This window comes from Aeromonas sp. s5, from assembly GCF_040907865.1.
Classification (GTDB): Bacteria; Pseudomonadota; Gammaproteobacteria; order Enterobacterales; family Aeromonadaceae; genus Aeromonas; species Aeromonas dhakensis.
This window is the reverse complement of the sequence record NZ_JBFOCO010000023.1, coordinates 50229-71915: the sequence shown is the minus strand read 5'-3', so window position 1 is coordinate 71915 and position 21687 is coordinate 50229. Positions and strand designations below refer to the sequence as shown.

At 59.3% G+C, this 21687-nt stretch carries 18 protein-coding genes; 4 read left to right on the top strand and 14 right to left on the bottom strand.

The features are described from left to right. Positions 1-58 precede the first annotated feature (58 nt). The 9 genes from bamA to rpsB form a co-directional block, all read right to left on the bottom strand. Positions 59-2482 carry an outer membrane protein assembly factor BamA gene (bamA, locus tag AB5Y94_RS13150; RefSeq protein WP_368205727.1) on the bottom strand — a complete coding sequence of 808 codons (2424 nt, stop codon included), beginning with the start codon at positions 2480-2482 and terminating at the stop codon, positions 59-61. A 34-nt stretch (positions 2483-2516) separates the two neighbouring features. Next, positions 2517-3869, bottom strand: a complete 1353-nt coding sequence (rseP, locus tag AB5Y94_RS13145) for a sigma E protease regulator RseP (protein WP_043171962.1) — start codon at positions 3867-3869, stop codon at positions 2517-2519. A gap of 82 nt (positions 3870-3951) precedes the next feature. Continuing rightward, complete coding sequence (gene ispC, locus AB5Y94_RS13140; RefSeq protein WP_338714292.1) at positions 3952-5145, bottom strand: 1-deoxy-D-xylulose-5-phosphate reductoisomerase; 1194 nt, start codon at positions 5143-5145, stop codon at positions 3952-3954. A 63-nt stretch (positions 5146-5208) separates the two neighbouring features. Further along, positions 5209-6066: a phosphatidate cytidylyltransferase gene (locus tag AB5Y94_RS13135; RefSeq protein ID WP_005303453.1), complete on the bottom strand. Its 858-nt coding sequence runs from the start codon at positions 6064-6066 to the stop codon at positions 5209-5211. A 26-nt stretch (positions 6067-6092) separates the two neighbouring features. Beyond that, positions 6093-6869, bottom strand: coding sequence for a polyprenyl diphosphate synthase (gene uppS / locus AB5Y94_RS13130; RefSeq protein ID WP_017779849.1), 777 nt, complete (start codon positions 6867-6869; stop codon positions 6093-6095). Positions 6870-6941: 72 nt separating this feature from the next. Then, positions 6942-7499 (bottom strand): ribosome recycling factor, encoded by a 558-nt coding sequence (frr, locus tag AB5Y94_RS13125; RefSeq protein WP_010634784.1) that lies wholly within the window; start codon positions 7497-7499, stop codon positions 6942-6944. Between the two features lie 94 nt (positions 7500-7593). Then, positions 7594-8328 (bottom strand): UMP kinase, encoded by a 735-nt coding sequence (gene pyrH, locus AB5Y94_RS13120; protein ID WP_005303458.1) that lies wholly within the window; start codon positions 8326-8328, stop codon positions 7594-7596. 71 nt (positions 8329-8399) lie between these two features. Then, complete coding sequence (gene tsf, locus AB5Y94_RS13115; RefSeq protein WP_005303460.1) at positions 8400-9281, bottom strand: translation elongation factor Ts; 882 nt, start codon at positions 9279-9281, stop codon at positions 8400-8402. A 104-nt stretch (positions 9282-9385) separates the two neighbouring features. Continuing rightward, the gene (rpsB, locus tag AB5Y94_RS13110; RefSeq protein ID WP_005303470.1) at positions 9386-10114 is read right to left on the bottom strand and encodes a 30S ribosomal protein S2; all 729 of its coding nucleotides are present in this window, start codon (positions 10112-10114) and stop codon (positions 9386-9388) included. A gap of 361 nt (positions 10115-10475) precedes the next feature. On the opposite strand from rpsB, the gene map reads away from it, so the two are divergent. The 4 genes from map to AB5Y94_RS13090 all read left to right on the top strand — a co-directional run bounded on the left by map (position 10476) and on the right by AB5Y94_RS13090 (position 15510). Further along, positions 10476-11264 carry a type I methionyl aminopeptidase gene (gene map / locus AB5Y94_RS13105; RefSeq protein ID WP_005303471.1) on the top strand — a complete coding sequence of 263 codons (789 nt, stop codon included), beginning with the start codon at positions 10476-10478 and terminating at the stop codon, positions 11262-11264. A gap of 85 nt (positions 11265-11349) precedes the next feature. Continuing rightward, positions 11350-13986: a bifunctional uridylyltransferase/uridylyl-removing protein GlnD gene (gene glnD, locus AB5Y94_RS13100; RefSeq protein ID WP_017781881.1), complete on the top strand. Its 2637-nt coding sequence runs from the start codon at positions 11350-11352 to the stop codon at positions 13984-13986. Positions 13987-14170: 184 nt separating this feature from the next. After that, a complete protein-coding gene (gene dapD, locus AB5Y94_RS13095) occupies positions 14171-14998 on the top strand; it encodes a 2,3,4,5-tetrahydropyridine-2,6-dicarboxylate N-succinyltransferase (protein ID WP_005303473.1) in 828 nt (275 codons plus the stop codon). Between the two features lie 128 nt (positions 14999-15126). Beyond that, the gene (locus AB5Y94_RS13090; protein WP_005303475.1) at positions 15127-15510 is read left to right on the top strand and encodes a DUF3461 family protein; all 384 of its coding nucleotides are present in this window, start codon (positions 15127-15129) and stop codon (positions 15508-15510) included. 162 nt (positions 15511-15672) lie between these two features. On the opposite strand, the gene ptsG is transcribed toward AB5Y94_RS13090, so the two are convergent. The 5 genes from ptsG to truC form a co-directional block, all read right to left on the bottom strand. Beyond that, positions 15673-17103, bottom strand: a complete 1431-nt coding sequence (gene ptsG, locus AB5Y94_RS13085) for a PTS glucose transporter subunit IIBC (protein ID WP_005303477.1) — start codon at positions 17101-17103, stop codon at positions 15673-15675. A gap of 432 nt (positions 17104-17535) precedes the next feature. Next, positions 17536-18405: a MalM family protein gene (locus tag AB5Y94_RS13080; protein WP_226009481.1), complete on the bottom strand. Its 870-nt coding sequence runs from the start codon at positions 18403-18405 to the stop codon at positions 17536-17538. A 182-nt stretch (positions 18406-18587) separates the two neighbouring features. Continuing rightward, on the bottom strand, positions 18588-19862 hold the full coding sequence (locus AB5Y94_RS13075; protein ID WP_193557932.1) for a maltoporin: 1275 nt from the start codon (positions 19860-19862) through the stop codon (positions 18588-18590). A gap of 528 nt (positions 19863-20390) precedes the next feature. Beyond that, positions 20391-20831 carry a flavodoxin gene (locus AB5Y94_RS13070; RefSeq protein ID WP_368205724.1) on the bottom strand — a complete coding sequence of 147 codons (441 nt, stop codon included), beginning with the start codon at positions 20829-20831 and terminating at the stop codon, positions 20391-20393. 69 nt (positions 20832-20900) lie between these two features. After that, positions 20901-21686: a tRNA pseudouridine(65) synthase TruC gene (gene truC, locus AB5Y94_RS13065; protein ID WP_368206060.1), complete on the bottom strand. Its 786-nt coding sequence runs from the start codon at positions 21684-21686 to the stop codon at positions 20901-20903. Position 21687: the final 1 nt, after the last annotated feature.

Here is a 21687-nt window from a genome sequence, read left to right as displayed (position 1 = left end):
CAGGCTGCGCGTCCCATCATTGAATACCCCCACCATTGGGTGGGGGCAAGGTCCGTCCTTAGAAGGTACGGCCGATGTTGAATGAGAAGAACTCGGTCCGGTCGCCCTCGTACTGCTTGAGCGGACGGGCAATCGCGAACACCAGAGGACCCATCGGGGAGAGCCACTGCAGCGACAGACCGGCCGAGGCGCGGTAGTTGGTCGGATCCGAATAGTCGGCCAGATAGTTGCAGCCGCTGAAGCAACGGTTGCGGTACTGGTCATAGTCGAAGGTGGTATCCCACACGGAGCCGGCATCGATGAAGAAGCTGGTCCGCAGTTGCGGCTGATAGGTCTCGGACGCAAACGGCGTCGGCACTATCATCTCGAGGGAGGCGACCGCCAGGGCGTTGCCGCCCACCGAGCTGTCGGTGCCCTGGATGACGTCGTTGCCGCTCAGGTTGTAGTAGTAGAGCGCCTTCGGACCCACGGTGTTGCTCTTGAAGCCGCGCAGGGTGTCGAAACCGCCGGCGAAGTAGTTCTCGAAGAACGGCAGTACGTGATCATAGTTGCCGTTGCTGCCGTAGCCGTTGCCGTAGGAGGCACGCGCCTTGGCCATCAGCACCCACTTGTGATCCGCATCGAACGGGAAGTAGTGCGCGTCTTCGGCGTTGAGCTTGAAGTACTGCAGATCCATACCCGGCACTGTGACCTTGGCATTGACCCGCTGACGATCGCCGGCGGTCGGGAACTGGCCCTTGTTGAGGGTGGAACGGGTCCAGCCGGCGGTGAGGTCGACGGTGTTGAACACCATACGGTTGTCGCCATCCTTGTTCTTGCTGTACACCTTCCAGAACTCATCCACCTGCAGATAGGGGTTGGGCTGGGACAGTTTGTTGTTTTCGGCCCCGAGGCTGAAGTCGAGACGGTTGTTCTCGTTGACCGGGAAACCACTGGAGAGGCGGAAGCCGATGGTGGTGTTCTCGTAGTCCACGATGTTGGCGTCGGCCGCACTGAACTGGTTGTAGTAGAGACGACCGCCCAGGCTGACCCCGTCCACGGTGAAGTAGGGATCGTTGTAGCTGAGGTCGACGCTCTTGGAGTACTTGTTGGTACTGGCGGAGATGCCGATCTTCTTGCCGGTCCCCATGAAGTTGTCCTGCTGCAGGCCCGCCTGCAGGCTCAGGCCCGACTCGGTACCGTAGCCGACACCGGCGTTGATGGAACCGGCAGGCTGCTCCTTGACCTTGAAGTCCAGATCGACCTGGTCATCGCTGCCCGGCACCCGCTTGGTGTCCACTTCCGCGCTCTCGAAGAAGCCGAGGCGGTTGAGACGGGTCTTGGACTGCTCGACGCTGTCGGAGGAGAGCCAGGTGCCCTCCATCTGACGCATCTCGCGGCGCAGCACTTCGTCCTTGGTGGTGACGTTGCCACTGAAGTTGATGTTGCGCACATAGACGCGCGGGCCCGGCTCGATGTTGACGATGAGCTCCACTTCCTTGGTCTGGTCGTTGACCTGCGGGAAGGTGACCACTTTCGGGTAGGCGTAGCCGTAACGACCGAGGAACTTGGAGAGCACCTCTTCGGTATGGGTCACCTGGCTGGCGGAGTAGATGCTGCCGGTCTCGATGGGGATGAGCCCCTTCATCTCGCCGCCGCGATCGATCAGATCGCCCTTGAGCTGGATGCCGGAGACCTTGTACTGATCCCCTTCCTTGACGTTGAGGGTGACGTAGACCCCCTTCTTGTCCGGGGTCATGGAGACCTGGGTGGACTCCTGCTGGAAGCGGATGTAGCCGCGGTCCATGTAGTAGGAGCGCAGGGTTTCGATGTCGCCGGCCAGCTTCTGTTTCTGGTAGCGCTGGTCGCCGGTGAAGTTCCACCAGGGCACGTCATCCTTGAGGGAGAGCTGGGCCAGCAGCTTCTCTTCCGGGAAGACGTTGTTGCCGACGATGTTGATCTGCTGGATCTTGGCCGCTTCCCCTTCCACGAAGGTGAACTTGAGGTCGACCCGGTTGCGCGGCAGCGGGGTGACGATGGCCTTGACCTTGGCGGAGTACTTGCCCACGCCGTAGTAGAAATCTTCCAGCCCCTTCTCGAGGGAGCTCAGCACGGTGCGATCGAGGGGATCACCCACCCGGATGCCGGAGGACTCCAGGCTCTGGGTCAGTTGCTCCTCCTTGATGTCCTTGTTGCCGGAGAATTCGATGCTGGAGATGGTCGGCCGCTCCTTGACCATCACCTGCAGTACCTGGCCGTCGCGGTAGACCTTGACGTCCTCGAAGTTGCCGGAGGCATAGAGCTTCTTGATGGCGTTGGCCAGCGCGACGGAGTCGACGGAATCGCCAACCCGGATCGGCAGGTTCAACAGGGCGGCACCCAGGGTCACCCGCTGCAGACCTTCAACCTGAATATCTTGCACCACAAAAGAGGCAGGGGCCGCCTGGGCCAGGAAACTGGCACCCAGCAGGCAACTCAACACCAATGCTTTTTTAACAGCCATTTTGTTCTTATGTGTCCTTGTTGATGCTCTGGCCTCAGAGGCGAGCGAAATCATTAAACAGCGCAATACCCATCAGTAACATCAGAATGGCGGCGCCAATCCGGAAACCCACTTCCTGAATTTTTTCCGATACCGGCTTGCCGGTGACCGCCTCGATGAGGAAGTAGACCAGATGGCCACCGTCCAGCACCGGCAGGGGGAACAGGTTGATGATCCCCAGGTTGACGCTGATGAGCGCCAGGAAGCCGAGGAAATAGACCAGTCCATAGTCGGCACTGCTGCCCGCCCCCTTGGCAATGGAGATGGGGCCGCTCAGGTTGTCCAGCGAGACGATGCCACCGATCAGCTTGCCGATCATGTCGAAGGTCAGGGTGGTCAGGCTCCAGGTCTTCTGGGCGCCCTGCCACAGGGCTTGCAAAGGCCCATACTGTAACAGAATCCGATACTCATCCGGTAATGGAACCAGTTGCGGCGACAGGCCGACGAAACCGACCAGCTGGCCCCGCACCTTCTTGGCATCCGGGGTCAGGGTCAGGGTCAGCTCGCTGCCCGCCCGCTCGACGGTCACCTCAAGCGGCTGCCTGGGCGACTGCTGCACCTGGTGGACAAACTGAACCCACTCGGTGATCGCCTCATCCCCTACCCGCTTGATGCGGTCGCCAGCCTGGAGGCCGGCCTTCTCGCTGGCGCTCGCGGCCACCACAGCCTCGACCACCGGCAGCACCTTGCCACCGAGGGGCACTATCCCGAGGCTGCCGATGGGAGACTCCTTGTCGGGATCAAACTTCCAGCCGGCCAGTTGCAGGGTCTTGTCCACCGCATAACTGGTGTTGGCCGCCTTGAGTTTGAGCTGGACCGAGTCATCGCCAAGGTGGCTGATGAGGGCATAGGTCACGCTCTCCCAGTCACCTGTCTCCTCGCCGCCGACGCCGACGATCTCCATGCCGGGCTCCACCCCGGCCGCCGCCACGATGGAGGCGGGACGCACCTCGCCCACCACGGGTTTGACGGCGGGGACGCCGATCATGAACATCAGCCAGAGGGCGAACAGGGCAAACACGAAGTTGGCCATGGGGCCGGCTGCGACGATGGCCATCCGCGCCCAGACGCTCTTGTGGTTGAAGGCGTATTGCTCGTCACCGGGCTTGAGCTCGTCGACCCGGCCATCCAGCATCTTGACGTAACCGCCAAGGGGGATCAGGGCCAGCACGTACTCGGTGCCATCCTTGCCAAGCCGGCGCCAGATGGCCTTGCCAAAACCGATGGAGAAGCGCTCGACCTTGACGCCGCAGCGGCGGGCCACCCAGAAGTGGCCGAATTCATGTACCGCAACCAGCAGCCCGAGGGCAACGATAAAGGCACCAATGTTCCACAACACACCGCCCATCAGCCCATCACCTCGCATTCATGCATGGTCCTGTCTCCGACAATCAGGGTGAAGGCAGCACAATGCCACGAAATACTTCTCATCAGCTAAGCTCCTCAATCAAATTGTGAGCACGGGCACGGGCCGCCCCATCCAGCGCAATCAAATCGTCCAGCGAGCCGACATCCGTGCCGCCCAGGGCGAGCATGGTGGCCTCATTGACTCTGGCAATATCCATAAAACCGATCCGCTCTGCAAGGAAAGCCGCTACGGCCTCCTCGTTGGCGGCATTGAGGGCCGTGGTCGCGGCCTGACCCTGCTGACAGGCATGCATGGCAAGCTGCAGACAGGGATAGCGCTCATAGTCGGGACGGATAAAGCTGAACTCTCCGACACTGAAGAAGTCCAAAGGTTCCACACCGGACTCGACCCGAGCCGGATAGGCCAGGGCGTGGGCGATGGGGGTGCACATGTCCGGGTTGCCGAGCTGAGCCAGCACGGAGCCGTCCTTGTACTGCACCATGGAGTGGATGACCGACTGGGGATGGATCACCACCTGGATCTGCTCGGGCGCCGCGTTGAACAGCCAGCGCGCCTCGATATACTCCAGCCCCTTGTTGATCATGGTGGCGGAGTCGACCGAGATCTTGGCCCCCATGGACCAGTTGGGATGGGCGATGGCCTGGGCCGGGGTGACATGGGCCAGCTCGCCGATGTCGGTGTAGCGGAACGGGCCGCCGGAGCCGGTCAGCAGGATCTTGCTGATCCCGGCCCCCGCCAGGTCGCAAAAGCCCGGCTGGCGCTGGATGGCCTCGGGCAGGCACTGGAAAATGGCGTTGTGTTCGCTGTCGATGGGCAGCAGCTCGGCGCCGTGCTCGCGTACCGCCTCCATGAAGAAGGCACCGGACATCACCAGCGCCTCCTTGTTGGCCAGCAGGATGCGCTTGCCGGCCCGCACCGCGGCCATGGTGGGTGCGAGGCCGGCGGCACCGACGATGGCCGCCATCACGCTGTGGGCATCGGGGTGAGCGGCCACGTCACACAGGGCGGCCGGACCGGACAGCACCCGGGTGGCGCTGCCGTGGGTCTTGAGTTGACCGGCCAGCTCGGTAGCCGCAGTTTCGTCCACCATAACGGCGAAACGGGGGGAAAACTCGAGGCAGTCGCGCAGCATGGCATCCACGCTGCGGGCCGCCGTCAGCGCCAGCACCTGCCAGCGCCCAGGATTGTGCCGCAGTACCTTGAGCGTACTCTGACCAATGGAGCCGGAGGCTCCCAGAATCACCAGGTTATGCATCAAAACTCCCGCTGTATGACGAATGGATGGCACCTGCGGCCTGCCGGATCATCGGGCAGTCCATCAGAACTCCTGGCTGAGCAACAGGTAGCTGAGCAGGAATACCGGCAGGGCGGCGGTCAGGCTGTCGATACGGTCGAGAATGCCGCCGTGACCGGGCAGCAGGGTCCCTGAATCCTTGATGCCGGCCTCGCGCTTGAACATGCTCTCGGTCAGGTCACCGAGCACAGAGGCGAGCACCGCCAGCAGGGAGCAGAACAGCACTATGGCCATCTTGGCGGGCACGAAGCCCATGAACCAGGTCACCCCCACCGCCAGCAGGCTGGCGGTAAACAGGCCGCCACACATGCCTTCGATGGTTTTACCCGGGCTCACGGCCGGCGCCAGCTTGTGTTTGCCGAACGCCTTGCCGAAAAAATACGCGCCAGAATCTGCCGCCCAGACCAGTCCCATCACGAACAGCAGGATCCAGGCTCCCATCATGGGGTCGTGATAGAAGTTGTAACCACGGATGGCCACCAGGGACCAGAAGAAGGGCACCAGGGTCACCAGACCGAACAGGGACTTGAGCCAGATGGACTCCTTCCACAGCTTGGCGCTCTGGGGGTAGCGCAGCACCAGCAGCAGCCCCAGCAGCCACCAGCTGACGGCGGTCCAGAGCACGCCCATCACCAGCGGATGCAGATGGGGAGTCCACAACTGCTCCACCGGCAGCCAGAACAGGCTGGCACCGAGCAGCAGGCAATAGACCAGCGGCAGCCACTGTTGCGGTTTGGCGGAGACAAAGCCGCTCCACTCGCGGCTGGCCAACAGAAATACCAGAGATGCCAACAGGGCAAAGAATTTCAACGGCAGAAAAAAGAGGGCTCCCAACACCAGGGGAACCAGTAGCAATGCGGTAATAATTCGTTGTTTTAGCAAAAGAAGCCTCTCTCTTGGGAGGGGGGTTAGCCGGTCTGTTGCTCGGCGATCAATTCCCGGATCTGTTCACCGGTGCAGCCAAAACGGCGCTCACGGGAGACGAAGGAGGCCACGGCCTCGCTGAACTCGGCTTCGCCGAAGTCGGGCCACAGCACCGGGGTAAAATAGAGCTCGGCATAGGCGAGCTGCCACAGCACGAAGTTGCTGATGCGATGATCGCCACCGGTACGGATCAGCAGATCCACCGGCGGCAGGTCGGCCATGCACATCTCGCGACCAAGCAGGGTTTCATCAATCTGGTCGGCCGACAATTCACCTGCCGCCACAGCCGTGGCCAGCTTGCGGGCCGCCTGGGTGATGTCCCACTGGCCACCGTAATTGGCGGCGATGTTGAGGGTCAGCCCCCTGTTGTTGGCGGTCAGCGCCTCCGCCTTGGCGATTTTGGCCTGCAGCCGTTCGCTGAAGCGGGCGGTATCGCCGATCACCTTGAGCCGAATGCCGTTGCTGTGCAGCTTCTGCACCTCGCGGCCCAGCACCGTCATGAACAGCTCCATCAGGGCACTGACCTCCCCTTCCGGACGGCGCCAGTTCTCGCTGGAAAACGCAAACAGGGTGAGCGCATCCAGCTTGGCACGCGCGGCAAAGGTTACCGCCTCGCGAACGGACTTCACGCCGGCCTTGTGGCCATAGACCCGCATCTTGCCACGGTTCTGGGCCCAGCGTCCGTTGCCATCCATGATGATGGCCACATGACGAGGCAAGGACGAATTGGCACAATCACCTACGGCTGCCAAAAGCGACATTCATTTCTCCCACAAAGACAAAAGCGCCGTGCAGGGGCACTACACGGCGCTCGTAATATACCTGTCAGAGGCTTAGATTTCCATTAGCTCCTTTTCCTTCACGGCCAGTGCATCGTCTACCAGCTTGATGAAGGAATCGGTCAACTTCTGGATCTCTTCCTGGGCACGACGGTCGTCGTCTTCGGAGATCTCTTTGTCTTTGAGCAGGGCCTTCAGATCGGCGTTGGCATCGCGACGGATGTTGCGAATGGCAACCCGGGCACCTTCCGCTTCGGCACGCACGATCTTGGTCAGATCACGACGGCGCTCTTCGGTCAGCGGCGGCAGCGGCACGCGCAGGGTCTGGCCGTTGCTGGACGGGTTCAGGCCCAGATCGGAGGTCAGGATGGCCTTTTCCACCGCCTGGATCATGGAGCGATCGAAGATGGAGATGGAGAGGGTGCGGGCATCTTCTGCCACCACGTTGGCCAACTGTTTCAGAGGAGTGGCAGCACCGTAATACTCCACCTGGATGCCATCGAGCAGGCTCGGGTGAGCGCGGCCGGTGCGGATCTTGGACATCTGGGTCTTGAGCGACTCGACACTCTTGCCCATGCGGTCCTTGGCGTCGTTTTTAATCTCGTTGATCACAGTGGTTTTCCTTTTGGCGAACGAGCCGTCTACCGGCCCGTGTCTATCTTATTTGCTGGCGTCATGGACAAACGAGCCGGAGCTCACGCTTGTCTCACTTGCTGACATGGTGGATCAGGGTACCTTCCGGCTCACCCATGATCACCCGACGCAGCGCACCCGGCTTGTTCATGTTGAACACGCGGATCGGCAGATCGTGGTCGCGGGCCAGAGTAAAAGCAGCAAGATCCATCACTTTGAGTTCTTTTTCAAGAACTTCATCATAACTCAGTTCATGGTACAGCACGGCATCCGGGTTCTTGACCGGATCATCCGTGAACACGCCATCCACCTTGGTGGCCTTGAGCACGACGTCAGCTTCGATCTCGATCCCGCGCAGACAGGCCGCAGAATCGGTAGTGAAGAAGGGGTTGCCGGTACCGGCGGAGAAGATCACCACCTTGCCGGCGCGCAGCTGGCTGATGGCTTCAGCCCAGACATAGGAGTCACAGATGCCTTGCAGGGAGATGGCAGACATCAGACGGGCATTCACATAAGCACGATGCAGGGCATCACGCATGGCCAGACCGTTCATCACGGTAGCCAGCATACCCATGTGGTCGCCCACCACGCGGTTCATGCCCGCCTTGGCAAGACCGGCACCACGGAACAGGTTGCCGCCACCGATGACCAGACCGACCTGAACACCCAGCTCAACCAGTTCTTTGATCTCTTGGGCCATCCGATCCAGCACCGCCGGATCAATGCCAAAACCCTCGGATCCTTGCAGGGCTTCACCACTCAACTTCAGAAGAACACGTCTGTATGCAGGCTTGGGATTGGTACTCATGTCACTGATTCCTGGTCATATAAAGACCGCGACATAAGTCGCGGTCTGGGGAAACGGAAAAACCGGTTCGATTAGGCCTTTTGAGCGGCCGCGATTTGAGCTGCTACTTCTGCAGCGAAATCGGTCTCTTGCTTCTCGATGCCTTCGCCCACTTCGAAACGGGTGAAGGAAACAACGTCAGCGCCTTCTTTCTTCAGCAGCTCGGCAACGGTCATGGAAGGATCCTTCACGAACGGCTGACCAGTCAGGGAAACCTCACCGGTGAACTTCTTCATGCGGCCTTCAACCATCTTCTCGGCGATCTCTTTCGGCTTGCCGGAGTTGATGGCGATGTCGATCTGGATTTCGCGCTCTTTGGCAACGACGTCGGCAGACACATCTTCCGGCTTGACGAATTGCGGGCTGTTGGCAGCAACGTGCATGGCCAGATCTTTGGCCAGCTCGTCGGTACCGCCGACCAGCTTGGTGATAACACCGATACGGGAACCGTGAACGTAGGTGCCCAGGTTGTCACCTTCAACCAGCATCACGCGACGCAGGTTCATGTTCTCACCGATCTTGGCGATCAGGTTGGTGATGGTCAGCTCTACGGACTCGCCGTTGCCGAAGTCAGCGGCTTTCAGCGCGTCAACGTCAGCAATCTTCTGGGTAGCGGCGATCTCAACGATTTTCTGACCCATGGCCAGGAAGCCGGCATCCTTGGAAACGAAGTCAGTCTCGCAGTTCAGCTCGATCATGACGGCAACGTTGCCTTCGGTACGGGCGAAGATCACACCTTCAGCGGCGATACGGCCAGCTTTCTTGGCGGCTTTGGCCTGACCGGATTTGCGCATGTTTTCGATAGCCAGTTCGATATCACCGTTGGCTTCTTCCAGTGCTTTTTTGCAATCCATCATGCCAGCGGCGGTGCGCTCGCGCAGTTCTTTTACCAGGGCGGCAGAAATGTTTGCCATGTCCAGTATCCTCGGTCTTGAATTGACAAGAAACAGGGGCCACAAGGGCCCCTGCTAACCAATTACATCAGCTTGGTTAATAAGGGCTTTGCAGTCCTTATCAATTACTCAGCTTCAACGAAGCCATCTTGTTCGGCTTGAACAACGATGTCCTGAGCGCGAGCTTCCAGTACGGTGTCAGCAGCAGCATTCAGGTACAGCTGAACGGCACGGATAGCGTCGTCGTTACCCGGGATGACATAGTCAACGCCGTCCGGGTTGGAGTTGGTATCAACGATGGAAACTACCGGGATACCCAGGTTGTTGGCTTCTTTGATAGCGATGTGCTCGTGGTCGGCATCGACAACGAACAGAACGTCAGGCAGGCCGCCCATGTTCTTGATACCACCTAGGCTCTTCTCCAGCTTTTCCATTTCGCGAGTACGCATCAGCGCCTCTTTCTTGGTCAGCTTGTCGAAGGTACCGTCTTGGCTCTGGGTTTCCAGATCTTTCAGGCGCTTGATGGACTGACGAACGGTTTTCCAGTTGGTCAGCATGCCGCCCAGCCAGCGGTGGTTAACATAGAACTGGTCGCAACGCTCAGCGGCTTCTTTTACGGCTTCAGACGCGGCACGCTTGGTACCTACGAACAGTACCTTGCCCTTCTTGGCAGCTACGGAGCTGATGAAGTTCATGGCATCGTCAAACATCGGAACGGTTTTTTCCAGGTTGATGATGTGAACCTTGCTGCGGGCACCGAAGATGTAGGATTTCATTTTCGGGTTCCAGTAACGAGTCTGGTGACCGAAGTGAACGCCGGCTTGCAGCATGTCGCGCATAGAAACTTTAGCCATTTTATACCTCTGTATTGGGGTTAGGCCTCCACACATCCCATATAACCGACCCGTTAAGGCACCCCGGCATATGTGTCGATGTGTGTGTGTTGTTTAAGTAAGGGTGATGGTACGGGGAGACAAGTTCCCCATTCCGGCGCGCTTTATACCATAACTTTGGTCAGGACACCACCAGCCTCACCGCTAAAAATGGATCCCTGCCGAGCAGGTTGCGGCACCGATTTGACGCTGTGATGACAATCACACTGGAAGTAAACGGGGGTTGGGGATAAAATTTTGGCCTGATTGCAAACGCATCTATTTTTCATTACCTGATTGCCGGACATCACAGGGTGCGCGGTCAGGTCCCAAGAGAGATCCCATGTCCATTAAAATCAAGACACCGGAAGAGATTGAAAAGATGCGCGTTGCCGGCCAGCTGGCCGCCGATGTGCTGGTCATGATCGCCCCCCACGTCAAGGCGGGCGTCACCACCGACGAACTGAACACCATCTGCCACAACTACATGGTCGACGTGCAGCAGGCCATCCCTGCCCCGCTCAACTATCACGGCTTCCCCAAGTCCATCTGCACCTCGGTGAACGATGTGATCTGCCACGGCATCCCGAACCACAAGAAGCTGCGCGAGGGTGACATCATCAACCTCGACATCACCGTCATCAAGGATGGCTACCACGGTGATACCTCCGCCATGTTCATCGTGGGCGAGACCACCCCGCTGCGTCGCCAGCTCTGCAAGGTGGCTCAGGAGAGCCTCTACGCCGCCATCAAGCAGGTGCGCCCCGGCATGTGCATCACCGAGATCGGCGCCGTGATCCAGCCCATCGTCGAGAAGGCCGGTTTCTCCGTGGTACGTGACTACTGCGGTCACGGCATCGGGGCCGAGTTCCACGAAGAGCCGCAGATCCTGCACTACCGCAACGGCGGCAAGCTGGAGCTCAAACCGGGCATGTGCTTCACCATCGAGCCCATGGTCAACAGCAAGAAGTATCACTGCAAGGTCAACCCGAAGGATGGCTGGACCGTGACCACCAAGGATGGCGGCGACTCCGCCCAGTGGGAGCACACCCTGCTGGTGACCGAGGATGGCTGCGAGGTGCTGACCCTGCGCCCGGACGACACTATCGACCGTCTCATCAAACACGGTTAACATCAAACCCCGGCCCCTCGCCGGGGTTTTGTTTTTATCAGCCGCAGGCCCCGCACTTCTGCCTGCGACAAGAGTGTGAGACGCCATGGACGCCAGCCTGCTTTCCCCCCATTTGCTGCCCGACGATCAGCTCACCCGCGAGAACTGCAAGGAGTACCTGAGCCGTTTTCTCGGCTGGCTGCACGCCCGCTTCGACGCCGGTGACAACATCATCGAGCTGGTGGCCACCCGCTCCGAATACATGGACCAGCTGCTGACCCGGCTGTGGCAGAAATTCGGCTTCGACAAGACGGAGCTCACCCTGATCGCGGTGGGAGGCTATGGCCGCGGCGAGCTGCACCCCCACTCCGACATCGACCTGCTGATCCTCTACGAAGGGGACGAGCTGGACGAGGTACTGGGGCTGCGCATCGGCGAGTTCATCACCCTGTTGTGGGATCTCAAGCTGGAGGTGGGCCAGGCGGTGCGCAACGTACGCGAGTGCATCGAGCAGGGACGCGGCGACATCACGGTCGCCACCAACCTCATCGAGGCGCGCTACATCACCGGCCGCGAGGCGGGCTTCCAGCAGCTCAAGGAGGCTACCGGCCCCCAGCACTTCTGGCCGAGCGAGCAGTTCTTCAAGGCCAAGCGCGAAGAGCAGGCCCAACGCCATCAGCAGTTTCTCGGCACAGCCTACAAGCTCGAACCGGATCTCAAGTGCAATCCGGGGGGGCTTCGCGACATCCAGACCCTGGCCTGGGTGGCCCGCCGCCACTTCGGCGCCACCACCCTGTTCGAGATGACCAGCCACGGTTTTCTCAACCGGGCCGAGTATCGCGAGCTGCTCGACTGCCAGAATTTCCTCTGGAAGGTGCGCTTCGCCCTGCACATGGCCATCAACAAGGGCGACAACCGGTTGCTGTTTGACCGCCAGCGCACCGTGGCCCAGATGCTGGGCTTCGAGGGGGAAGGCAACGCCCCGGTCGAGCAGATGATGAAGCGCTTCTATCAGACGGTGCGACGGGTCTCCGAGCTCAACGAGATGCTGCTGCAGCTGTTTGACGAGGCGATCCTCGGCAACACCGCCATGGACGTGCGCCGCCTCTCCGACGAGTTCCAGCTGCGCGGTCGCCTCATCGATGCGGTGGATAGCGAGCTGTTCGGCCGCGATCCCGCCGCCATCCTGCGCCTCTTCTACCAGATTGCCCAGCACCCGGAGATTGCCGGCATCCACTCCGCCACCCTGCGCCAGCTGCGCGAGGCGCGCCGCAAGCTCAACTGCTGGCTGCAGGACCTGCCGGAGTGCCGCCGCCTGTTCATGGCGCTGCTGCGCCACCCCAACGGCATCGGCCAACCCCTCAGCCTGATGCACAAATACGGCATCCTGGCCGCTTACCTGCCGCAGTGGAACCTTATCGTCGGCCAGATGCAGTTCGACATGTTCCACGCCTACACGGTGGACGAACACACCCACCGGCTGCTCAAGAACATCCACCAATTTCCCAACCCGGCCAGCCGCCAGACTCACCCGCTCTGCCACGAGGTGTTCACCCGGCTGCGCAAGCCAGAGCTGCTCAGCATCGCCGCCCTCTTTCACGACATCGCCAAGGGGCGGCGCGGCGATCACTCCGAGCTCGGCGCCGTCGATGCGCTGGAGTTCTGCCAGCTGCACGGCCTGGATCGCTACGAAAGCCGGCTGGTCGCCTGGCTGGTGCGCCACCACCTGCTGATGTCGGTCACCGCCCAGCGCCGCGACATCTACGACCCGGACGTGGTCACCGATTTTGCCCAGAAGGTGCGCGACGAGCAGCACCTCGACCTGCTCTACTGCCTGACAGTGGCCGATATCTGCGCCACCAACGACACCCTCTGGAACGACTGGAAGGGCACCCTGCTGCGCGAGCTCTACTTTGCCACCCAGAAGGCGTTGCGCCAGGGACTGGAGAACCCGCCTGACATGCGCCTGCGGATCCGTGAAAACCAGCGCCAGGCCAAGCAGTTCCTGGCCCAGCGCGACGTGCCGGAGGAGGCCATCAACCAGCTCTGGAGCGATTTCAAGGCCGACTATTTCCTGCGCCACACCCCGGAGCAGATCGCCTGGCACTGCCGCAAGATCATCGAGCACGGCGACAACCCGGCGCCGCTGGTGATCATCGGCAAGCACCCGACCCGCGGCGGCAGCGAGGTGTTCATCTACTGTCGCGACACCCCGAATCTGTTCGCCACCGTGGCCTCGGCGCTGGATCAGAAGAACCTCAACATCCACGACGCCCAGATCATGAATTCGCGCAGCGACTACGTGCTCGATACCTTCGTGGTGCTCGAGCCCAACGGCGAGCCCATCAGCCCCAACCGCACCGCCACCATCAAGAAGGCGCTGGAGAAGGCGCTGCAGGAACCGGGCAAGCTGGTGCTGCGCAGCAAGCCCCTGTCGCGCCGCCATCGCCAGTTCAGCGTACCGACCCGGGTGGTGTTTCTGCCCCACAAGGGGGAAAACCGCCACACCCTGCTGGAGCTGACCGCACTCGACACCCCGGGCCTGCTGGCCCGCATCGGCGCCGTGTTCCAGCAGTGCGGCCTGTCGCTGCACGCCGCCAAGATCACCACCATCGGCGAACGAGTGGAGGACTTCTTCAGCCTCACCACCCTGGCTGGCGAACCCCTGACCCAGACCGAGCAGCAAGCACTGGAAGAGCGGCTGGTCAATCAGCTCAACCCTGTGGAGAGCGCTGGAGGGTAGACCCATGGCACTCCGGGCCGGCCTCACAAGACCCCGTTTATCAGCCTGATTTTTCAGTCAGAACAAGTGGTTGGGCCACTCGAGTACAATAAATCGCCGTTCTTGTGAAGAAATCGGCCCGGGCCCTTAAAAACAGTTGGAAAAGTGTGATACAACAAACGGAATTTTTTAAAGGAAACCTGTCATGACCGAGTTGCAACAGATCATCGAAGCGGCCTTCGAGCGCCGTGATTCCATCACTCCCGGCTCCGTCGATGCCGCCACCAAGGCCGCCATCCTGCAAGCCATCGACCTGCTGGATTCCGGCAAGGCCCGCGTCGCCGAGAAGATTGCCGGCGAGTGGGTGGTGCACCAGTGGTTGAAGAAGGCGGTGTTGCTCTACTTCCGCATCAATGACAACGGCATCATCAAGGGCGACGATGCCCAGTACTACGACAAGGTTCCCCTCAAGTTCTCCGACTACAGCGCCGAGCAGTTCAAGGCCGCCGGTGTGCGCGTGGTACCCCCTGCCACCGCCCGCAAAGGCTCCTTCATCGCGCCCAATACCGTGCTGATGCCCTCCTACGTCAACATCGGCGCCTTCGTCGATGAAGGCACCATGGTCGACACCTGGGCCACCGTGGGCTCCTGCGCCCAGATCGGCAAGAACGTGCACCTCTCCGGCGGCGTCGGCATCGGCGGCGTGCTGGAGCCGCTGCAGGCCAACCCGACCATCATCGAGGACAACTGCTTCATCGGTGCCCGCTCCGAAGTGGTGGAAGGGGTGATCGTGGAGGAAGGCTCCGTCATCTCCATGGGCGTCTTCATCGGCCAGTCCACTCGCATCTATGACCGTGAAACCGGCGAGATCCACTACGGCCGCGTGCCGGCTGGCTCGGTGGTCGTCTCCGGCTCCCTGCCCTCCAAGTGCGGCAAGTACAGCCTCTACGCAGCCGTCATCGTCAAGAAGGTGGATGCCAAGACCCGCGCCAAGGTCGGCATCAACGCCCTGCTGCGTTCCATCGACGAGTAAGCGGTTTTGCTGTGATTTAAAAGGGCGCCTGATGGCGCCCTTTTGATTTTGGCGCCCCTGTCACAGGCAAGCCACACCGGCTCGGTTAAGATAGACGTGACAGGATCGTTTCAAACCGAGGAAGCCTGATGTACGAGAATCTGAAGAGCCTGGGGATCCAGGATCCCGCCTCCGTCGACAGCTATACCCTGCGCCAGGAGGCCAACCACGACATCCTCAAGATCTACTTCAAGAAGCAGAAGGGTGAGTTTTTCGCCAAGAGCGTCAAGTTCAAATACCCGCGCCAGCGCAAGACCATGCTGGTCGATTCGGGCACCCATGAGTACAAGGATGTCACCGAGATCAACGCCAATCTGAAATACGTGGTGGACGAGCTCGACAACCTGACCCAGGGCGTGCACGTGCAGGCCGACCCGGACATCAAGCAGAAGATCTTGCGCGACCTGCGCCACCTGGAAAAAGTGGTGCAGAACAAGATCAGCGAAATCGAGCGGGATCTGGAAAAGCTCTAAACCGGTCTGATGCAGCAAAGGCGCCCACGGGCGCCTTTTTCATTGGGTCACAACAGACAGGCGCCATCAGGCCAGCCCCGCACATGCCCCGCCGCCCAAACGCGGCCCAGCAAAAAGGGAGGCTTGCGCCTCCCTTTTCGGAACTCGGAATGAAAGCAGGGATTAGTTGCTCTTCATCCAGATGTCCATGTCGGTTTTCAGGTTGTCGGACTTGGTACCGAAGATGGCTTGTACGCCAGAACCTGCAACCACCACACCGGCGGCGCCCAGTTTCTTCAGACCGGCCTGGTCAACCTTGGCCACATCCTTCACGCCGACACGCAGACGGGTGATGCAAGCGTCCAGAGAAGCGATGTTCTCCTTGCCACCGAAGGCAGTGACCAGTGCGGCAGACATCTCGTCCTTGCTCTGACCAACGCTCTCTTCAGCAGTTTCGTCTTCACGGCCCGGGGTCTTCAGGTTCATGGCACGGATGACCACGGTGAAGACCACGTAGTAGATGACGGCATAAACCAGACCCAGACCCACCAGCAGCAGCATGTGATCGGCACGCGGGGATTGCACCACGAAGTCGATGAAGCCGTTGGAGAAGGTGTGGCCGTGTACCACGCCCAGGGAGTTGGTCAGCACGTAGGCCAGACCGGCCAGCACGGCGTGGATGGCGTACAGTACCGGGGCGATGAACAGGAAGGAGAACTCGATAGGCTCGGTGATACCGGTCAGGAAAGAGGTCAGGGCGGCAGAGGCCATGATACCTACGATCTTGGCGCGGTTTTCCGGCTTGGCGGAGTGCGCGATGGCAAACGCGGCGGCAGGCAGACCGAACATCTTGAACAGGTAGCCACCGGCCAGCTGACCGAAGCCGTTGCCGGCAGCGCGGGAGGCGTCGTCAGCAGTCAGGAAGCAGGTCATGATACCGTGTACGGTTTCGCCAGCGGCGTTGACACAGGTACCAGCCTGATAGAAGAACGGCACGTTCCAGATGTGGTGCAGACCGAACGGGATCAGTGAACGTTCAACCACGCCGTAGATACCGAAGGCCAGTACCGGGTTCTGGTTGGCAGCCCAGTCGGAGAAGGCACCGATGGCGGCACCTACCGGCGGCCAAATCACGGACAGGATCACGCCCAGACCGATGGAGACGAAACCGGTGATGATGGGCACGGCGCGCTTGCCGGCGAAGAAGCCCAGGTACTCGGGCAACTGAATCTTGTAGAAGCGGTTGAACGCCCAGGCGGCCACGCCACCGGCGAGGATACCACCCAGTACGCCGGTCTCGATGGTCTCGACGCCCATCACGGGAGCCATCACCTTCAGGGTGGCGCTCATGATGCCGTAGCCAACGATGGCAGACAGGCCGGATACGCCGTCGTTATTGGTAAAGCCGAGTGCCACGCCCACGGCGAACAGCAGGGCCATCTGACCGAATACGGAACCACCGGCCTGCTCCATCAGCTGGGAGACAATTTCCGGCAACCAGCTGAAGTGGGCAGCACCCACCCCCAGCAGAATACCTGCAACGGGCAAGACCGATACTGGCAGCATCAGCGCCTTACCGACCTTTTGCAGATTAGAGAAAGCATTTTTTAACATGTGTGCGCTCCTGAATGGAATGTCTTACCGTAGACGCTTCAGTCCAATTTATAGACGACCAAGAACATCATCTCTCATCGGCATGAATTCGACGCGGGTTTGTTTATTTTGACCAGCTGAATATAACCCAGCAGATCGCAAATATCTTCCATCAGGGGTAAGCGAATAAAAAATTTGGAGGGGAGATCACAAGATAATTTTGGCGGGAATTTTCAGCTAATTACAGCTATATTTCGGCATCTTCATGCTAAACCAGAAATATGAAAAGTGCTGTTTCGCATTGTATTTTAGCCAATCAAAACAATACACCACGAAACGCAATGTAACTTAATGTAACCATTTGCTGTTTTTTCTATTTTAGTCTACCGATTAAAAAGGCCTCCAACAAGGGAGGCCTCAAATAAATATTATCTTTTAAAGACCGGACGATATTCAGCCTTTCTGGGAACGCTTGACCGCATCCACAAAGACCGATTTCGCCTTGGTCGAACCTGCCCGTTCCGCTTCGCTGACCAGTCTCATCGCCTTGTCGATGTCACCGGCTTTCACCGCTTTCTCGATCTGGGATTGATAGAAGGCCTCGGTTTCGCTCAGCATGGGGGCACTGCTCTTGACTGCACCGGCGGTCGCCAGGGGCACGACAAGCTTGTTTGGTGCCGTGTTGACTACCGGGGTGTTGGCATCAATCACATCCTGATAGACGGGCTTGTAGTAGTTGCTCTCGGTTTTGACGCCACTCAAGTCCTCCACAGAGAGGCTGACCACGCCCCAGGGGGAGTGCGGAATGACGGGGTCTTTTTCACCATAATCAACCACCCCCAGTGACTTGGTCATCAGCTTGGAAGGGCTCAGAATGGTGGTTGTTTTGTCCAGACCACTCTGGTCTGTGTAGATCACCATGTAACTTTCGTTGTTGGGGTTACCGACATAGGAGCGATCCACGGTAAACACGGCTTCCATGCGATCCCCCTGCAGCATGCGTGCAGGCTCGTACTTGAACACGTCGCTGCCCAACTTGCGGGTCACATTGAATTTGGAATCAAGCATCAAGACGGTAGGGTTGAACAGCGATTTGTCGATCAAGCCATCAACCGTGATGCGCAGGTCACCGGAGTTGACCGGCAAGCGGAAGGCTGCGAAGTGGCTTTTCCCTTCGCTGAAAGCGTAAACGGGGGAGCTGCCATCAATGGGGATAAGCTTGGTTGCGCCCGGTTGTATGTCCTGAAACGGCAGACTGGAGACATCGCGACAGCAGCTGCTAACCGTAGCCAATTGGCTCATCGCAACGTCGCGATTTCCCATGATGGACTTGAACTCCTGAGTCGGCGCTACCGTCGTTTCCAACGTGGCGCACCCACCCAGCACAACAGAACAGAATACAGTCAAGGCTAATCTGGAATATCTCATCGCGTGACCCTAAGAAACGTGTTGTAAAAAAAGAGCCCCCGTCATGCGGGGGCACTTGCAGTCATGACGTCAACAGATTACCACCAAGCTTCAGCTTGAACACCGAAGTTCCAGGAATCGTCCTGTTTCACGCCATTGGCATCCGGGCGGAACTGGCCGTCAGAATCCAGGTAGGAAGCGTAGACACGGATTTCCGGACGGGCCCAGAAGCTGGAGCCAGCGGACCAGGCCTGAGCCAGGGTGTATTTCTTGCCGATGGTGCTGGTTTCGGTGCCATTGTTCGGCTTGTAGCTGTCATGGTGATAGCCAAGCTCGGCGATGGTCTTCATGGTGTCATTCCACTTGTACATCGGGCGAACGACAACGGAGAAGGTGTCTTTGTCAACGCTGTCATTCTCGAGGTCACTGGCAGTACCGTAAACCAGCTGGTGACCAAACTCGACCTTGTCGCCAACCGGCAGCACGCCCCAGTTGATGAAGCGCCAGCCATCGCCCTTGGCGGCAGATTGGCTCAGGCCGCTGCCAGAACCGCTACCGTAGTCAACAGCCTGAGAGGCATAACCGTCGGCGAAATACTGAACCACGGTCTTGTTGAAGCCACCCAGCATGGATTGGGTCAACTCGGCGGTCAGCATGTGGCCGTTTTTCTCGTAATCCTTGCTGCCCAGAGCCGCTTTCTGCTCATCGGTCAGGTTGCCGCGGGCGTAGTCATAGCCCAGCTCCAGGGAGCCGTCTTGCCACAGCGGAATACCAGCATAACGCAGGTCCAGTACGTCGGTATCAACACGCTTGTCGACACCAACACCACCTACAAACTTGTCGTAATCTTCCCACGGGTCGTTACGCAGCCATGCAAATGAGAGCTTGCCCGGACCAGCCTGGATGTTTTCTACACCAGCACCGGCACCAGACACATCCCAGTAGTAGAAGTCGGAGATGTGGATGTCGTGACGTTGATAGTAACGCTTACCGGCCCACAGGGTAGCTTCCGGCGCGAAGCCCAGCACGCCCTTGGCCTGGACGTTGAATTGGCGCAGAGCAAAGTCGGCATCGCTGCCGCTGGTGCTTTCCCAGTCACGACCCTGCTGACCTGCCACCATTGCAAACATGGAGTCTACGTAGAAGGACTTGCCGTCCTTGTTGTAAGCCTCTTGACCCAGCTGAACTTCGCCGTAAGTCTCGGCTTCGTTGCCCAGACGACCGACTTTCGCCTTGGAATAGGTTTGCAGGCCGCCGTTATCGGAAGTACCGACACCGGAACGCATGTAGCCGTGGAAATCAACGGCGAAGGCGGCTTGGGAAGCCAGGGCTGCGGTTACTGCTGCAGCGATCGGGAGCCACTTTGCTTTCATTTTCATTTTCCTTATTCCCGCTGTGAGGAGTGTGATCCTGAATATCCAAGTTCTTATCACCGTAAAAACGTTTGGGTGATAACCGAGGCCGATTATAGGTAGCCAATTTCGGGACAAACATGAGCTGATTCACAAAATGGCGACAAATCGCCCAGCATTGGCCGCAGAGGGTTTTATGGGATGGATAACCGTAAATTTATGCAACAACTCACTATTCATTATGGCTGAAATGCAAAAAGATCCACTATGAAACCGCTACCAACAATTAATTCGCTTCGAAGATTAAGTGATAAACATTCAAATTGATGACAAAAACATGACTGAAATCGCTTTCAATGGGGAACTTTTAAATTTGCGGCATGTCAGCTGGCGCCGAAATAAATCACTGAGCAAACAAAGAACGGCTTGAAAAATAACCGGAGAAATAGCGGGAAAATATGGCCAGTTGAGACTGGCCTGCCCCACAAAATAAATATCCCCGCCAGACGGACTGAACGGGGATCTATAAGTGATGAAAAAGAGTGGTCGCTAGAGTTTATTAAGCCAGTCATTGAGCCAAGCTAGCGCCACTTTTTCCGGCTCATCGTCGACGCTGGCATCTATTTCCAGGCGGGGCAGCAGAGGGCTGGCACCAAGCTCCTGCAGCAGTCCATCGAGGTGGCGACCGGCGCCGCAGAAGTGCTCATAGCTGCTGTCCCCCATGGCGATGAGGGCATAACGCCACCCTTTCATATAGGGCGCCCGATCAGTCAGAGCAGTAGCCAGTGGTTGCAGATTGGGCGGAATGTCGCCCTGGCCGGTGGTGGCGGTGATGACCAGCAAGAATCGACTCGCATCCAGATCTTCCAGCTCGGCCTCCTCGAACACCCGACAACCGTGTCCCGCCTGTTCCAGCCGCGCAGCCAGCGTCTCGGCCACCAGCATTGCCGCGCCGTACACGGTTCCCACCACTATATCTATCTGCACCATCACGACCCCCTTTGACCAACATGGATGCCCAGCATGCCACAGCGCGGAGTCAGGCAACACCCCGACGCTTCAGTAGTCGCTCTCGCTGGCAAGCCAGCCCAGTGCGGCAAACAGCTGCAGCACGTGCGACCCCAGCGGCGCCTGGATGCGCATCGGCACCTTCAGCACCGGATGCTGGAAGCTGAGGGTGCGGGCCACCAGCAGCAGGCGATCGCAACCATAGTACTCGCGAAAGAAGCGGTTGTGGCGGCCATCGCCGTGGGTGGTGTCACCGACGATAGGGTGGAACAGATGATCGAGGTGACGGCGCAGCTGATGCTTGCGACCCGTCTTGGGGAACAGCCGAACCAGGCTGTAGCGACTGGTAGGGTGTTTCTTGGAAACCGCATGGGGCAGCTCGACCTGATGCAGGCGACGAAACGCGGTCACCGCCTCCTGGGCCGGACGATCCGGGTCGCTCATGGCATCGGCGATCTTGTCCAGCTGCTCCTTGAGGGGGTAGTCGATCACCCCCTGCTCCGGAGCCCAGCCACGCACCAGCGCCAGATACTCCTTGTGGACCTGACGGGCGGCAAAGGCCTCGGTCAGGGTACGGGCCACGGCAGGATCGAGGGCAAACAGCAGCACCCCCGAGGTGGGTCTGTCCAGCCGATGTACCGGGTAGACGTGACGACCACCGATGAGATCCCGGGTCATCTGCATGGCAAAACGGGTTTCGGCCTTGTCGAGCCAGCTGCGATGCACCAGCAGACCGGAGGGCTTGTTGACCGCCACCAGCCAGTCATCCTGGTAGAGCAGGGTCAGCTTCATCTCGCCGTCGTCTTGAGTGGTGCAAGCATCGGAACCGCCACCCATC